11 protein-coding genes and 1 riboswitch are annotated in these 14994 nt (G+C 43.1%); of the genes, 5 read left to right on the plus strand and 6 right to left on the minus strand.

Features of this window, described 5'->3' with window-relative positions; all coding sequences use genetic code 11:
- Positions 1-8: 8 nt before the first annotated feature.
- The 3 genes from LCY76_RS07685 to metE all read right to left on the minus strand — a co-directional run bounded on the left by LCY76_RS07685 (position 9) and on the right by metE (position 3275).
- On the minus strand, positions 9-383 hold the full coding sequence (locus LCY76_RS07685; RefSeq protein ID WP_091006048.1) for an avidin-fold protein: 375 nt from the start codon (positions 381-383) through the stop codon (positions 9-11).
- A 140-nt stretch (positions 384-523) separates the two neighbouring features.
- The gene (locus LCY76_RS07690; RefSeq protein WP_248252147.1) at positions 524-1018 is read right to left on the minus strand and encodes an acyl-CoA thioesterase; all 495 of its coding nucleotides are present in this window, start codon (positions 1016-1018) and stop codon (positions 524-526) included.
- 1 nt (position 1019) lies between these two features.
- Positions 1020-3275 carry a 5-methyltetrahydropteroyltriglutamate--homocysteine S-methyltransferase gene (metE, locus tag LCY76_RS07695; protein WP_248252148.1) on the minus strand — a complete coding sequence of 752 codons (2256 nt, stop codon included), beginning with the start codon at positions 3273-3275 and terminating at the stop codon, positions 1020-1022.
- Positions 3276-3431: 156 nt separating this feature from the next.
- A riboswitch (cobalamin riboswitch) is annotated at positions 3432-3624 on the minus strand.
- A 170-nt stretch (positions 3625-3794) separates the two neighbouring features.
- On the opposite strand from metE, the gene LCY76_RS07700 reads away from it, so the two are divergent.
- Both LCY76_RS07700 and LCY76_RS07705 read left to right on the plus strand, forming a co-directional pair.
- Positions 3795-6539 carry a CHASE3 domain-containing protein gene (locus LCY76_RS07700; RefSeq protein ID WP_248252149.1) on the plus strand — a complete coding sequence of 915 codons (2745 nt, stop codon included), beginning with the start codon at positions 3795-3797 and terminating at the stop codon, positions 6537-6539.
- Between the two features lie 15 nt (positions 6540-6554).
- Positions 6555-7412 (plus strand): CheR family methyltransferase, encoded by an 858-nt coding sequence (locus LCY76_RS07705; protein WP_248254621.1) that lies wholly within the window; start codon positions 6555-6557, stop codon positions 7410-7412.
- A gap of 47 nt (positions 7413-7459) precedes the next feature.
- Here LCY76_RS07705 and LCY76_RS07710 read toward each other — a convergent pair whose 3' ends face one another.
- Positions 7460-8620, minus strand: coding sequence for a SpoIIE family protein phosphatase (locus LCY76_RS07710; protein WP_248252150.1), 1161 nt, complete (start codon positions 8618-8620; stop codon positions 7460-7462).
- A gap of 202 nt (positions 8621-8822) precedes the next feature.
- Between LCY76_RS07710 and LCY76_RS07715 the strand changes: the two genes are divergently transcribed.
- On the plus strand, positions 8823-9269 hold the full coding sequence (locus LCY76_RS07715) for an OsmC family protein (RefSeq protein ID WP_248252151.1): 447 nt from the start codon (positions 8823-8825) through the stop codon (positions 9267-9269).
- Positions 9270-9445: 176 nt separating this feature from the next.
- On the opposite strand, the gene LCY76_RS07720 is transcribed toward LCY76_RS07715, so the two are convergent.
- Positions 9446-9994 carry a GNAT family N-acetyltransferase gene (locus LCY76_RS07720; RefSeq protein WP_248252152.1) on the minus strand — a complete coding sequence of 183 codons (549 nt, stop codon included), beginning with the start codon at positions 9992-9994 and terminating at the stop codon, positions 9446-9448.
- A gap of 160 nt (positions 9995-10154) precedes the next feature.
- Here LCY76_RS07720 and LCY76_RS07725 point away from each other — a divergent pair, with 160 nt between their 5' ends.
- Both LCY76_RS07725 and LCY76_RS07730 read left to right on the plus strand, forming a co-directional pair.
- On the plus strand, positions 10155-10694 hold the full coding sequence (locus LCY76_RS07725; protein ID WP_248252153.1) for a DinB family protein: 540 nt from the start codon (positions 10155-10157) through the stop codon (positions 10692-10694).
- 113 nt (positions 10695-10807) lie between these two features.
- The gene (locus LCY76_RS07730; protein WP_248252154.1) at positions 10808-12958 is read left to right on the plus strand and encodes a type IA DNA topoisomerase; all 2151 of its coding nucleotides are present in this window, start codon (positions 10808-10810) and stop codon (positions 12956-12958) included.
- Between the two features lie 55 nt (positions 12959-13013).
- On the opposite strand, the gene LCY76_RS07735 is transcribed toward LCY76_RS07730, so the two are convergent.
- Positions 13014-14837 carry an APC family permease gene (locus LCY76_RS07735; RefSeq protein ID WP_248252155.1) on the minus strand — a complete coding sequence of 608 codons (1824 nt, stop codon included), beginning with the start codon at positions 14835-14837 and terminating at the stop codon, positions 13014-13016.
- Positions 14838-14994 lie beyond the last annotated feature (157 nt).

Consider the following 14994-nt stretch of genomic DNA (forward strand, 5'->3'; position numbering starts at 1 on the left):
TTCACAATCTAATTAAAAATAATCTGCGGAGTAAACACCAGGTCAGAAACTTCTTCTACAATTGATTCTTCTTCAGCTTCTTCCATCCCAAATCCATTCCATCTTTCAAATAGCTGAATTCTCCCGTCCGGAAGAGTTTTTGGAGTGGAAGAACATTTGCCGCTTTTGATTTCATGCTTTCGATTGATATGGCTATAGGTAAATTCAATGCTGCCGTCTTCTTTTACGATGCCGATCATGTTTCCCTTGAGAACATCTCCTCCTGAATACGTTGCGCTTAAAATGTCATCCTCCTGTTTATACGTAAAATAGGTTTTCGAAGATGTTTCTCCATTCTCTGAACTTTTCACGGATACAAAACGCCGACCATTATAGTTAACCATTTAACGCGTCCTCCCTTTAAAGTTTTAAAGACAATGATATCAAAAGAATATGTATTTGAAAACAGAAAATTCTGTTTTTCTTAATCAAAAGTAAAAACAGGCCCGATTTTGAGAAAAAGGGCCTGTCTTTTTGTCATTCATCAAGCTTTTTTCTTTTTGCGCTTTTCGTACCGCTCCTTTGCTTGCTGATAGCGATGAATTTCTTCTTGGTTCACTGGCACGAGGGGAGGGACCGGTGACGGTCTCCCCTCCGCATCTACGGCGAGCATGGTAAGCAGGGCCCTTGACGTAAGCCGTTTTTCGCCTGTTAGAAGGTTTTCAGATTCTACTTTAACGAAAATTTCCATGGATGTCCGGTGGGCGCATGTGACATAAGCTTCAAGATTAATAGCTTCACCGGTTTTAATCGGACCAAGAAATTCAAAGGAATCACTCGAAACAGTCACGACCGGTTTACGGCAATGCCGCATGGCAGTTATGCAGGCGATCTTGTCTACATAAGCCATGACTTTCCCGCCGAAGACAGTATGGTGGTGATTCGTATCCGGCGGGAAAACTAAATCTGTTAAGCAGGTTTTCGATTGCTGGACGGTCTTTGCTTCAGAAGGAAAGGAGGCAGGTATTTGAGAAGCCATGTTACGAGACTGCCTCTTTCTTTCTGACCAGAGCCGCAGCAGCTGTCATATTTTTGAGAGATTGAATGGTTTCTGATATGTTTCTTGTTTTCAGTCCGCAATCAGGATTTACCCACATCTGGTCTTCGTGCAATACTTCGAGTGTTTTTTCAATCATCACCCTCATCTCTTCAATTTCAGGTATTCGAGGGCTGTGAATATCATAAACCCCAAGACCGATTCCTTTTTCGTATGACTGCCAAGTAAAGGCAGAAACCAGCTCACCATGGCTTCTGGATGTTTCAAGAGAAATCACATCGGCATCCAGCTTGCTGATAACGCCAAGAAACTCGTTAAAATCGCAATAGCACATATGGGTGTGGATCTGCGTGGTTTCCTTTACAGCGCAGGTGGTCAGCAAAAAGCAGTTAACAGACCAGTCAATATAATGCTGCCACTTGCTTTTCTTCAGCGGCAGACCCTCTCTTAATGCGGGTTCATCTACTTGGATCATGGTAATGCCGGCAGATTCCAGTGCAAGCACTTCTTTTTGCAGGGCATTTGCTATTTGATAGCAGACATTCTCTCTTGAAATATCATCCCGGACAAAGGACCAGTTTAAGATGGTCACCGGCCCGGTCAGCATTCCTTTTACCGGTTTATCTGTCAGAGACTGTGCATACACACTTTCGTTTACGGTCATTGGTTCACTGAAATCGACATCACCGTAGATGACAGGCGGTTTAACGCAGCGAGATCCATAGGACTGAACCCATCCATTCTCTAAGAAAGCAAACCCGTTAAGTTTTTGTCCGAAAAATTCCACCATGTCTGTTCGTTCAAACTCACCATGAACAAGAACATCTAAGCCAATATCTTCCTGGATTTTAATCCACTTTTCAATTTGGTTTTTAACGAATTGATCATACTGTGCTTTCGTCCATTCCCCTCGCTTATGTTTCCCCCTGGCCTGCTTTACTTCCGCTGTCTGCGGAAAGCTTCCAATGGTTGTCGTAGGGAGGAGAGGGAGATTCCAAACTTCCTGCTGTTTTTGTTTTCTGTTCATGTATGGCTGATTTCGCTTGAGGTCTTTGCCTTGAGCTTTTTCAACCTCCCATAAAACCTCTGTCCGGTTTCTTGCCGGAGAGCTGTTCAGCAAGTAAAGAGCATCATCATACTTCTTTATTGCTTCTTGTTGCGAAGGTGAAGAAAGCAATCGCAGTTCTTCCAGTTTTTCGTCAGCAAAGGCAAGACTGTTGTATAGTTCTTGCGGAAGGGAATGCTCGTGTTTGGCTGAAACAGGAACATGAAGCAAGCTGCAGGAAGGCTGTATCCATATCCGTTCGGATGCAGCCAGTTCTTCAAGCTGGAGTATAAGCTCTTGCTTTTGGCTCAAATTGGCACGCCATATATTTCTGCCGTCAAGTATGCCTGCACCCAGCACTTTATCCTCTGGGAACCCATGCATACGCATCTCATCCAGTGTTTTTTCGCCATGGACAAAATCCAGTCCGATCCCCTGGACAGGAAACTGAATGATTTCTTTGTAATGCTCTGCGCTCTCAAAGTACGTCTGCAGCATAATATTAAGACCGGAACTGGCTTTATGAAACTGTTCATAGATTTTCTTGGATGCTGTTAGTTCTTCTTCGGATAGGGAAGTAACGAAAATGGGCTCGTCGATTTGAATCCATTGGGCGCCCGCCTGTTCCAGTTCCTGAAGAATTCGGCAGTATAACGGGACAAGCTGAGAAAGCAGTGTGTCTTCCTGTTCGGGAAGGTATCCTTTTGCGCATTTAATAAAAGTAACAGGCCCGACAATGACCGGTTTTCCTTCAATCCCAAGCTTCTCCTTTGCTTCCTTGTAAGCGGTAAGGGGCTTGTTTTCCACTAACCTCGGCGTACGGTCTTCCCATTCCGGCACGATGTAATGGTAGTTTGTGTTAAACCATTTGGTCATTTCACATGCGACCGCTTCTTGTTTCCCTCTCGCCATGCCAAAGTAAAGGGAGATGGGATTTTTCGCTGCTTCAAATCTTTTTGGCACTAGCCCGAACATCACTGCCATATCGAGCATGTGATCATAAAGTGTAAAATCATTGACTGGAATAATATCTATGCCCATGTCTTTTTGTTTTTGCAGATTTGCAAGCCTGATCTGTTCCATCTGCTGCAGAAAACTGGCTTCCGTCAGTTCTCTTTTCCAAAATGCTTCCAGTGCTCTTTTCCACTCCCGATTGCTGCCGATACGGGGGTATCCCAAGTTGCTCGTTTTCATGTGTCATCTCTCCATTCTTTTAGATACTAAATATGCTAATGACAAAAAAAGCATTCCCAACGCCAGTGACAGAACGTTAGAAATGCCTAAAAAAGGGTAGAGAAAACCCCATTGTATGCAAGAATCTAACACCTCCCTATCTCCCGTAGGTTAAAACAGTGTTGTTGAAACAAGGCAGGTCTCCTGACTCAAGGGTTCTATACCGAGCTGCATTCCTTCCCAGCCTGCCGGCCAGTGGTCATTATGAGCTCGTTTCCTTTTACAGTGGCGGGACCGTGCCGGATTTTCACCGGGCTTCCCTTTTCATCCTTTGCGTTTGGGCAATGGAACCTTGTCTCCACTATTATGTAATTTGATTTTGAAAATTTAGACAAGCCTATCATATCTAAAATAGGAAGTCAACGCATCAAAAGCAGAGAGAAGACGTGGAAATACTTTACTTCCAGCTATCTATATCGGTAATTGTTGTTTATAATAAAAGGTGGATAACTATGAAAATAACAAAGGCAGGATGATAAAATGATAGGGAGAAACAGATTTGGAATCCGCGCTAAAATTTTTGCCGGATATCTAGTGATTATTCTTTGTCTGATCGTTTCAATATTAGCAGTAAATAATCAGATTGCCTCTATGCAAAAAGAGCGGAATTTTATTATTAACCATGACATAGAAGTTCATTCGCTGACCAACGAGATTGAAAAGCAGGTTCTCGATATGGAAAACGGGCAGCGCGGCTTTATTATTACCGGGGATGAGAGCCATCTTAAATCCTTTAATCTGGCAGTGACCAGTTGGGAAAACGATTATAAAAAGCTCTATGGGCTGATTGCCGATAATCCAACACAGCAAAATAGGCTCGAGGAAATTAATAAATCCATTCACAATTGGCTTCAGACAACAGGAAATCCGTCCATTCAGCTGAAGAAGGAAAACAAGGAGGGAGAAGTTCTCTCTCTTATTAAAAAAGATGTAGGCAGTCAAAGTGTGGAACAGATCCGCAGCCAGTTTGACACGTTCAGAACCACTGAAAAAGGCTTGACGAAAGAACGGGCGGACAGGCTTGACGAGCAGAACAAATTCCTGAAAACAGGGCTCTTTTCTTTATTGGTTATTGTTGTGGCTGTTTCATCACTTATTGCGTCTTTTGTTTCAGGCTCGATCATTAATACCATTAAGGCTGTTGTAAGTTCCATTACGGCTATGTCATCTAACGGTGACGTTACCCAGCGCATACATGTAAAAACGAAAGATGAAATCAAAGACCTGGCTGAAGCGACCAATGAACTGCTTGATAAAGTCGAGCAGAGGGAATGGCTGCAGTCCAGCACGAATCAGGTAGTCGAAAGATATCAGGGAACATCTACGATTAAAGTGCTGGGAGAGAAATTTGTTACAGGTGTTGCCCACTTAACGCAGGCTTCCATGGGTGCTCTCTATATCCGGGAAGGAAGCGGAGAACAATCCCGATACGTAAAAAAAGGTTCGTTTTCAGAGCCGATCGGAGAAGCAGGGCGAGAGGCGTTTAAACAGGGGGAAGGCCTTATCGGGCAATGTGTGTCTGAGAAACGCATCCTTGTGGTGGACAGGCTGCCGGCAGATTATCAAGTCATTGGCACAGGGCTTGGAGAAGTTCGTCCTAAGAGCTTGCTGATCGCCCCTGTTCTGAATGAGCAGGAAGTGATCGCAGTTTTGGAACTTGCTTCACTTGACACATTTACAGAACAGCACATTGAGCTGATCGAAAACGCAACAAAAACTTTTGGCCTGACCATCGACAGTGTGATTGGCAGAATGGAAATTGTCCGCCTGCTGAAAGAATCTCAGGCGATGACAGAAGAACTTCAAGCACAATCCGAAGAGCTTCAGACACAATCCGAAGAACTGCAGATGCAATCTGAAGAACTGCGCATGATTAATGAGCAGCTTGAACAGCGTTCCATTGAAGCAGAAGGAAAATCGGCAGAACTTCAGAACGCAAAAGTACAGCTTGAAGAAAAAGCCAAGGAGCTGACATTAAGCTCCAGGTACAAGTCTGAATTTCTTGCCAATATGTCACATGAGCTGAGAACACCGCTTAACAGTATCCTGATCCTTTCTGAGATGCTTGCTGAGAATTCTTCGAATAGCCTTTCTTCTGAAGATGAGGAGTTTGCGAGGGTGATTCACTCCTCTGGACAAGACCTGCTTAACCTGATTAACGATATTCTGGATCTTTCAAAAGTCGAAGCTGGTAAACTTGAAATGCATTTCAGCGAGATGAACATGAGTGAGCTTCCTGGGCAGTTTGAGCGGAATTTCGGACACATCGCCGATCAAAAGAACCTTGAGTTTGAAATCATAAAAGAGAAAGATGTACCAGATATCTTCTATACGGATGAGAAGAGGTTCCAGCAAATTATTAAAAATCTTCTATCCAATGCCTTTAAGTTTACCGAAGAAGGCAAGGTTTCTCTGCATATCGAAAAAGAACCTGTTTTTGACCTTCAGAACGGTGCAGACCACTTGCTTAAAATTACGGTTAAAGATACGGGAATCGGAATATCCAAGAACAAACATGATTTAATTTTTGAAGCATTCCAGCAGGGAGATGGAGCAACTGTCCGTAAATATGGCGGTACAGGCCTGGGCCTATCCATATCTCTTGAATTTGTAAAACTGCTGGGGGGGCGGCTTGAGCTCGAAAGTGAAGAAGGGAAAGGAAGTACATTTACCTTGTATATTCCGAGCCTCCCTAACGGACTTGCTCCGGTTCAAGAGCTGAATGAAGCAGTGAGCGAGGTTGCTGCTGCCATTTCTCCTGAAGTTCAGGAAGAAAACAAAGTACTTGAGGAACTTAATAAGAACGATCGGCCGGCTGCAGAACAGGCTCCAGCTGATATCAGCTCCTTTAAAGGAAAAACAGTATTGATAGTTGATGATGATCACCGTAATATTTTTGCTTTAAAAACAGCACTGGAAAACGAAAAAATGAAGGTTATTACGGCTTCTAACGGAACAGAATGTCTGGAAATGCTGGAAAGGGAGCAGAACATTGATATGATCCTGATGGATATCATGATGCCGGTTATGGATGGATATGAAACCATGAGAAGGATCCGGGAGAACGAAGAAAACTCCGGTGTCCCTATTATCGCTCTGACTGCAAAAGCGATGAAGAATGACCGTGAGAAATGTTTGGAAGCCGGAGCATCGGATTATATCAGCAAGCCTTTGAGGATTGAACAGCTCTTTTCGGTCATGAGGGTATGGATTACAAACAAGTAAGGACGAACATAGATGATGAATGATCAAATTATTGCAAGTGAAGATGAAATTGAACTTGGATTCGTTGAAAACCTGGAGGCCGATCTCCTTTTAGAAGCGATCTATCGGCATTCCGGTTTTGATTTCAGAAAATATATGAGATCGTCTATTATCCGCCGGATCAAGAACCGAATGCGTATGGAACGAATACCAACGATAACGAGACTGCTCGAGAAAGTTATCCATGAAAAGGGTTTTCTCGAAAAATTGCTCAACGATTTTTCAATCAATGTGACTGAAATGTTCCGTGATCCCGAATTTTTCAAGGCCTTCCGGCAACGTGTGGTCCCTGAGTTAAGGAAACTTCCCGAGATTCGCATATGGCATGCGGGCTGTGCTACGGGTGAAGAAGTCTATTCGATGGCGATATTGCTTGAGGAAGAGGGCTTGGCTGATAAAACCACAATCTATGCTACAGATATGAATGAAAAAGTATTGGAGAAGGCAAAGCAGGGAACATTTTCTCTGCTAAAGATGCAAACCTATACAAAGAACTACATGCAGGCAGGTGGAAAAGAGGCATTTTCAGAGTATTATGCGGCCGATGAGCATTTTGCCTATTTCCATCCTTCCCTTTTACGCAATATTATTTTTGCTCAGCATAATCTCGTCACCGATTCTTCCTTTAATGAGTTTCATGTCATTATTTGCCGTAATGTATTGATTTATTTTACAAGTGAACTTCAAAATCAGGTGCAAGGATTGTTCTATGAGAGTCTATGTCCAAGTGGATTCCTTGGACTCGGCAACAAAGAATCACTTCGCTTTTCCGAAAAGACTCCATACTATACTGAGTTTGATGCAGCTGAAAAAATATATAGAAAACAAGATTAAAAAAGACGGGCGAATTGATCGCCCGTCTTTAGCTTTTTATTGAAATGTTAAATGACAGAAGGAACTTTACTGGCTGTTGCCTGAATCATTAGAATGCACATGTCGTCCTGCTGGTTCACCAGCTCTTCTTCAGGTATGACCATATGAATGGGGGACGTGATCGTTTGGTTCCATTTCTGGGTAGCGATAAACTGCAGTTTATCGAGTAAGAGATTCTCATCCTTGTTCGCTTCAATGACACCGTCGGTAAAAAGAAGAAGCTGGATATCCTTTTCAAAATGGATCGTTGATTTTTCCACTTCCATTTGATCAAAGAAACCTACGGCACAGCTGCCGCGTTCAAGCAGGCATTGCTCAGCGCCATCAATGAGTACAAATCCAGGAGGATGTCCTGCATTCACATATTCTACGGTTTTGCTCTTTGTATCAATGACCAAATAAATGCACGTAAAATAGTAATTATAGAAGTTCTTTTGATTATAAAGCAGCGCCATATAGCGATTCAGCTCTTTAATTACCAGTTCCGGATCTTCAAGCATCTTGATGGCATCTCTCATTACAGAGGAAATGTACATGCATACAAGTGAGGAGGAAATCCCATGCCCCATCATATCCAGCAGGATGACACCATACCGGTGCTCATTAAAGCGATGCCAGTAGTACATGTCACCCGCAAGCTTAAATGAGGGAAGATGGGAGACATTAATCTGGATATTTTCTTGCTGAAGCGGAGGATTTAACAGACTTCGCTGAACCTGCATGGCAAGGTCGAGCTCATCCCTGATCTTCTTTTCCTGCTCGATATGCCAGTCTTTTTCATACTTCAACCTTAGCGCCACCCGTATACGGGCTAGCAGTTCTACTTTATTGATCGGTTTTGTGATATAGTCCATTCCGCCCACATCAAGCGCTTCGGCAAGTTTGTTTGTATCTTCGAGGGCGGTGATGAAAATGATGGGAATATCTTTTAGCCTTTCAATCTCTTGAATACGTCTACAGGCCTCAATTCCGTCGATCTCGGGCATCATGATGTCCAATAGAATCAAGTCTACATCACTTTTTTTCGGCTGGGGGTTCCCCATTTCAAGGTAATCAAACAATTGGCTGGCGGATGAAAGCGAGACCGTATTCTCATAACCGGCCCCTTTTAATATTTTTTCTATAACATATAGATTTACGGAATTATCATCTACCATAAGAATAGACATGTCTTCTTTTCTCCTTCAACATTTTCTATTATTAACAGAATAAACTGTGAATATGTAAAAATATACTATTCTATCATTATACTGAAAATCAGGGAAGAAGGTATAATTAATTCTTTTTATATGTCTTTCAGGGCAGATTAAGTGAGTGAATGGTCTAGGATGGTTACAATAAGAGTGGAGAACAAGATAAGGAGCTGATCATATGGCTGAACATAGCTTTCATTTAAATGCCAACTGGCCTGGTTTGCGAAATGATGTAGGTGAAATTGAAACCGGCAACCTGAAAATGAAAATCTCGATTCCTCCTGAAATGGATGGGCCAGGGGTGGGTACCAATCCTGATGAAATGCTGCTTGGTGCAGCAGCAACCTGTTATATTATTACTCTTGCTGCCATGATGGAGAGAAGCAGCCTGGATAAAGAAAACCTTACGATGGATTCAGTTGGGGTCGTGGATGTAACAAAAGGTGTGATCACGTATAAGAAGATCATACATCGCCCTGTTATTGTTTTAAAAGCTGAGGCGACACAGGCAGATCAGCAGCTCGCCAAAAGGCTGGCTGAAAAAGCAGAAACCTCATGCATGATCACAAGAGCCATACAAGGAAATGTCGAAGTGGAGCTCGATGCAACCATAACAACAGCATAAAACAAAAAACCAGCATGTGAAAATCTTCATGCTGGTTTTTTATTCTGCTCTATCCAGTATCCACCCGCCACTTTATCTCCAAAGATAAAGACGTTCACTCTTAGGCTGAAAACAGTAGGATCAGTACAAGTGAGAGTATGAGATAAAGGATTTTATTCAAGAACACACCCATAACCTTATGGCATACCCGTCCATTCATGCTCCAAAATACTGAAGAGCAGCGAGTTCCGCCATCCACTTCCTATCTTTAGATCTTCTCTCAGAACACCTTCTTTTATCATTCCTAATTTTTCGAGAACTCTTGCTGACCCCTCATTGTCAGGGTGGCACGTTGCATAGATTCGATGAAGACGCAGCACGGTATAACCCAAGTGGAGTAGAAGTCCGCCCGCCTCAGTTGCATAGCCTCGGCCCCAATAATCTGGATGGATGACATAGCCGATCTCTCCGATTTTGTTAGTGAAATCCCTGATGTTCAGTTCTGCCACTCCGATCAGTTTTTCATCTTTTTCTTCAATGATCGCAAAAGCATAGCGAGACCTGGGATTATGCTTTGTATCTTTTATAACCTGGCCCATGAATTCCAGCGTATCTTCCTCGGCATTTGGGCCCCACGGCTGAAAGCGGCATGTGATCTCCTGAGAAGCGTACGCATGTACATCCTTCCAGTCGGTTATTCGTAATTCTCGTAATCGGATTCTCTTTTGTGTCTGTTTCTCTGCCATGAGTTGTTCCTCCAAGCTGAAGTGTCCTTTTTTAGATGTATTCTTCTTTCCGAAGAAATTTTCCTTGTTTTAAGAAGAAAGTGCAGGGTTGCAGGAAGATCTCATTGTCATATCGAAGGACTACTATGAAAATAAACCATGATAAAAGGAGATTTAATATATGGAAAATCAAGCATCAAAATGGATGGACTATCATCTCTGGGCCAACAAGAAATGGTTTGAACATTTAAAGAAGCTGCCAGAAGAACGGATGAAGCAAGAAATAAAAAGTGTGTTTCCAAGCTTGATGGATACATTGGTTCACATGCTGAAAACGGATCTGATCTGGCTATGGACGATTTCTGGAAGAACATACGAAGAAACGATCCACTCGCTGAATGAATGGAATGAGAGGCTGGAAGGCGTATCATTGATTGAAATTGAGAAATTATTTATGGAAGTATCCAGCAGCTATAAGCTGTATTTAAACGGGATAGAAGATCCACTTCAGGTGATCACGATTTCGCATCCGAAATTCGGGGAAGCTAAGGCGCCGCTGCAGGATTTTATTCTGCATGTTGTCAATCATGGAACCTACCATAGAGGAAATCTTACCGCCATGCTCAGACAGATGGACGGGGCAGGTGTGTCTACCGATTACATTTTTTATTTGTATGAAGAGCAGAACCTTTTTGCACAGAGCGGGGAGACGAGTCTGTAAGAACATTTTATTCATGAAAATAAAATGGTATAATTAAAAAGAGTACAAATGTTCGAATCTATGGATTAAATGAAGCATAATGACGAATATATGTATGCTTCAAGGAGTGAACCATGAAACTTATTATCGCTGAAAAACCATCACAGGCCCAAGCTCTTGCAGGGCCTTTTTCTAAGGTTAAGAAACTAAAAGGATATTATGAGATTCCTCCTCAGGAATTTTTTCCTGAAGGAGCCTATTTAACATGGTGTGTCGGCCACCTTCTGGAACTTGTTCCGCCAAAGGACTATAAACCGGAATGGGAAAAATGGAAACTTGAAACGCTGCCGATGATGCCGGACCGTTTCAGGTATAAAGTTTCTCCCTCTAAATGGGATCAATTTCAAACGATTAAAAAGCTGGCTTTTGAACCCGGAGTCACTGAAATCATCGGTGCGACCGATGCGGGTCGTGAAGGAGAACTTATCTATAAATCTCTTCTCCTCAATATGAACTGCAGAAAACCGGTAAAGCGCTTATGGATCTCATCATTAACAAAAAAAGCAGTCTTGGATGGATTCAAAAACCTGAAAGAAGGCCAGGAAACGCTCCCCGTCTTTTTTGAAGCCTATTCCAGAGCCTGTGCCGACTGGCTTGTCGGGTTGAATACGACGAGAGCATACACACTTTTAATGCAGAAAAAAGGAATTAGAGAGACATTTCCGACAGGAAGAGTCATGACTCCGACAGTCGCGCTAGTTGTTAAACGCGAACATGAGATCGAGAAGTTTAAGCCGGAACCTTTTTTTGAAGTGATCGGTTCATTTGATGTGAATGGAAAGAAGTACAGCGGAAAATGGCATGATAAAAGCAGCAGCCGCCTCAAAACGAAAGATCTGGCAGAGGAGATCAAAAGGCGGACTGAAAATCAGTTTAGTTCCGTGAACAGCATAAAAAAGGAGAGAAAAGAATACCATCCGCCGATGCTGTTTAATCTTTCTGCTCTCCAAGCTAAAGCGAATCAAGTGTATAAGTACTCCCCGGAAAGAACACTGAACATTACAAGCGATCTCTATTTAAAAAAAGTGGTCAGTTATCCAAGATCGGATAGCCCGTATATCACTGAAGAAGAGGCGAAAATGATGCCAGGCATATTGAAGCAGCTGGGTGACCTTGAGGAATATAAACATCTCCTTCCTTCACCGAAGCGATCTCTCATAGGGAATCCGCGTTTTGTAAATGCTGCGAAAGTATCTGACCACTATGCCATCATTCCAACAGAAAACGTCGCTAATCCTGCAAAGTTAAGCCGAGATGAGCGGAACATATACGATCTGATTGTGAGGAGCGTGATTGCTGCCCACTATGATAAGGCGATTATGGATACCACTACAATCGTTACAAAAGTAAATGAGCGGGATGAATTCATTTCAAAAGGAAAAGTCATCATACAGGAAGGATGGCGCAAGGTCCTTTTTGAAAACAAAAAGAAAGAAGCTAAAAAAGAGGACGATGAAAACACCCTTCTTCCGGATCTAACTGAAGCCGACAAAGGAAGAGTGGAGAACGTTGCGATCCGGGAAGGAAAAACACAGCCGCCTAAACGATACACGCTCGGAAGTCTCGTCACCCTCATGAAAACAGCCGGCAAAACGATTGAGGATGAAGAGCTGAGCAAGGTGCTCGAACAAGTTCAAGGTCTTGGCACTGAGGCGACACGAAGCAGCATCATAAAAAAAATTGAAGAGCTGGATTATATCAGAGTAGAAAAAAACCAAGTATTTGCGACCGAAAAAGCGAAGGGATTAATTGCCGCGATCGGTGAAGAATCCATTTTGACATCTGCAGAAACAACTGCGGTTTGGGAGCAGCGGCTCCGTGAGATTGGAAGAGGAAAAGCAGATGCGAAACAGTTTATGGAGCTGACCCGCAAAATGACAGAAAAAGTGATCAGCGATGCCATTGCCGGTGCTGCAAGCTGGAAGGTAGAGAATATTCCGTTGTCTAAAACAGCAGAACCCATCGGCAAATGTCCGTACTGCGGAAAAGAAATCATCTATATTAAGCGCAATGACTTCTATGGATGCAGCGGCTATAAAGAAGGGTGCAAGTTTTCCATTTCCGGCAAGATCGCACGGAAAAAGCTATCGGCAGCTCAGGTGAAACGCCTGTTGGAAAAGGGTGAAACCACCAAGTTAAAAGGGTTTAAAAGCAAGCAGGGCAAACCGTTTGCGGCCGCCCTTACCCTCAATAAAGAGACCGGGAAAATTGAATTCAAAATGTAAAACATTGATAACATAAAAAAAGGATGCCCAGACAGAAAGCCGGCCATCCTTTTTCTTATTTTTTAAATCGATATGGAACAGTAGTAACAACCACATTTCTTTTATACAGAAGATAAGCCCTGATGAGCAAGCTTGACTGGTTATGAAGAATGTTGTGCCAATTCTTTTTCGTAATAAATTGCGGAATCAGCACCGTCACCCAATAGTTCGATTCTTTTGCCTTGTGTTGGGCAGTATCGATAAATTTGGTGAGCGGCTGTATAATGCTCCGGTATTGTGAGTGCAGTGTGACGAGACGGATGTCCGGCTGCCACTGTTCCCATTTCTCTTCAAAACGTCTTTCCTCCTGTCGGTCAAAGGCTACATAAACGGCAATGACCTGGTCAGAGAGGGTTCTAGCGTAATTAAGTGAGTTTTCAACCACCCGAGTCATCCCGGCAACCGGAACAATGATAACATTTCCTTCGATGGCGAGAGGCGGATGTTCTGATTCCAGGCGAAGCTGGTCACCGACGTCCTTATAATGGCGATGGATCCGGTGGAACAGTAGGATAATTAACGGCAAGAAGATCAGAACGGACCAGACTTGAGTAAATTTAGTGACAAAAAAGATGATGAGAACGGTCAGTGTAATGAGGGCACCGATCAAATTAGCCGTCAGCTTTAGAATCCATCCTTTTGGTTTTTCTCGGAGCCACTTTAAAATCATACCGGTCTGTGACAGGGTAAAAGGAATGAATACCCCTACGGCATATAAAGGAATCAAGTTCTCAGTCTGCCCTCTGAACGCAACGATCAGAATGATAGAACCGATGCCGAGCGTAATGATTCCATTTGAATAACCGAGGCGGTCTCCGCGCATCGTGTACATTCTCGGCATGAATTTATCTGCCGCCAGGTTATAAGCGAGCAGCGGGAACGCTGAATAACCAGTATTGGCTGCAAGGACTAGAATTAATGCCGTTGTTCCCTGGATAAAATAATACATATAGTTACGGCCGAACGTTTCAGCAGCAATTTGTGAAACAACGGTTTCCTCTACTTTAGGTGCGATGCCATACCAATAAGCAAGGAAGGTAACTCCAGTAAATAAAACAGCTAATAATGATCCCATCATGATCAGCGTTTTGGCAGCATTATTCGGCTGGGGCTCCTTGAAGTTCGGAATAGCATTAGAGATTGCTTCAACTCCAGTCAGTGCAGAACATCCAGAAGCGAAAGCTCTGAGAAGCAGGAACAGCGTCAGACCAGCAACCGGTGTACCGACAGGCGTGTGTGCAGATGCAGGAACACCTCCGGTTGCAATATGGTAAAGACCGACCCCGATCATAATGATAAGGGCCACAACAAAGAGGTAAACCGGGTAGGCCAAAATACTCGCCGACTCCGTTAAGCCTCTAAGATTTAAAATCGTAATGAGAATAACGAGCACCACGGCAATTGCGACGTTATGCGTATGAAGGGCAGGAAAGGCTGAAGTGATGGCGTCTGTTCCTGCAGATACGCTAACAGCTACGGTTAATATGTAATCAACGAGTAAAGATCCCCCGGCAACCAGACCATAATTGACTCCCAGATTTTCTTTAGAAACGACATAGGCTCCACCACCGTGAGGATAGGAAAAGATAATCTGCCGGTATGATAATATAAGTGCCAGTAATAGTACAAGGACTCCAATTGCGATAGGCAGGGAATACCAGAAGGCGACCGTCCCGAATGTTACGAGTACCAGGAGAATCTGCTCTGTTCCGTAAGCAACAGAAGAGAGTGCATCAGATGAAAGAATTGCCAGCGCTTTCAACTTATTCAATTTATGTTCTCCGGCCTCGTTAGATTTTAACGGACGTCCGATTAAAAATCGTTTCAATGAAGTTAACATGATTCACCGCCAAGAATTAATTTTAATGATAAAGTATGAAACCCTGAAAAAAAGAAAGTTGTAATCTTATAATTTTACCCATTTTACATTTATTCTTATACTTGTTCGCGTAATAGAAGAACAAAAAGGGTAGTATGAAATAAGATACCCAAAGTTC

This window comes from Fictibacillus marinisediminis, from assembly GCF_023149135.1.
Lineage (GTDB): Bacteria > Bacillota > Bacilli > Bacillales > Fictibacillaceae > Fictibacillus_C > Fictibacillus_C marinisediminis.

What these genes read in the sequence shown, in the direction of transcription:
- LCY76_RS07685 (WP_091006048.1), bottom strand. Translation starts at nt 383, where the DNA reads ATGGTTAACTATAATGGTCGGCGTTTTGTATCCGTGAAAAGTTCAGAG.
- LCY76_RS07690 (WP_248252147.1), bottom strand. Translation starts at nt 1,018, where the DNA reads ATGGCTTCTCAAATACCTGCCTCCTTTCCTTCTGAAGCAAAGACCGTC.
- metE (WP_248252148.1), bottom strand. Translation starts at nt 3,275, where the DNA reads ATGAAAACGAGCAACTTGGGATACCCCCGTATCGGCAGCAATCGGGAG.
- LCY76_RS07700 (WP_248252149.1), top strand. Translation starts at nt 3,795, where the DNA reads ATGATAGGGAGAAACAGATTTGGAATCCGCGCTAAAATTTTTGCCGGA.
- LCY76_RS07705 (WP_248254621.1), top strand. Translation starts at nt 6,555, where the DNA reads ATGAATGATCAAATTATTGCAAGTGAAGATGAAATTGAACTTGGATTC.
- LCY76_RS07710 (WP_248252150.1), bottom strand. Translation starts at nt 8,620, where the DNA reads ATGTCTATTCTTATGGTAGATGATAATTCCGTAAATCTATATGTTATA.
- LCY76_RS07715 (WP_248252151.1), top strand. Translation starts at nt 8,823, where the DNA reads ATGGCTGAACATAGCTTTCATTTAAATGCCAACTGGCCTGGTTTGCGA.
- LCY76_RS07720 (WP_248252152.1), bottom strand. Translation starts at nt 9,994, where the DNA reads ATGGCAGAGAAACAGACACAAAAGAGAATCCGATTACGAGAATTACGA.
- LCY76_RS07725 (WP_248252153.1), top strand. Translation starts at nt 10,155, where the DNA reads ATGGAAAATCAAGCATCAAAATGGATGGACTATCATCTCTGGGCCAAC.
- LCY76_RS07730 (WP_248252154.1), top strand. Translation starts at nt 10,808, where the DNA reads ATGAAACTTATTATCGCTGAAAAACCATCACAGGCCCAAGCTCTTGCA.
- LCY76_RS07735 (WP_248252155.1), bottom strand. Translation starts at nt 14,837, where the DNA reads ATGTTAACTTCATTGAAACGATTTTTAATCGGACGTCCGTTAAAATCT.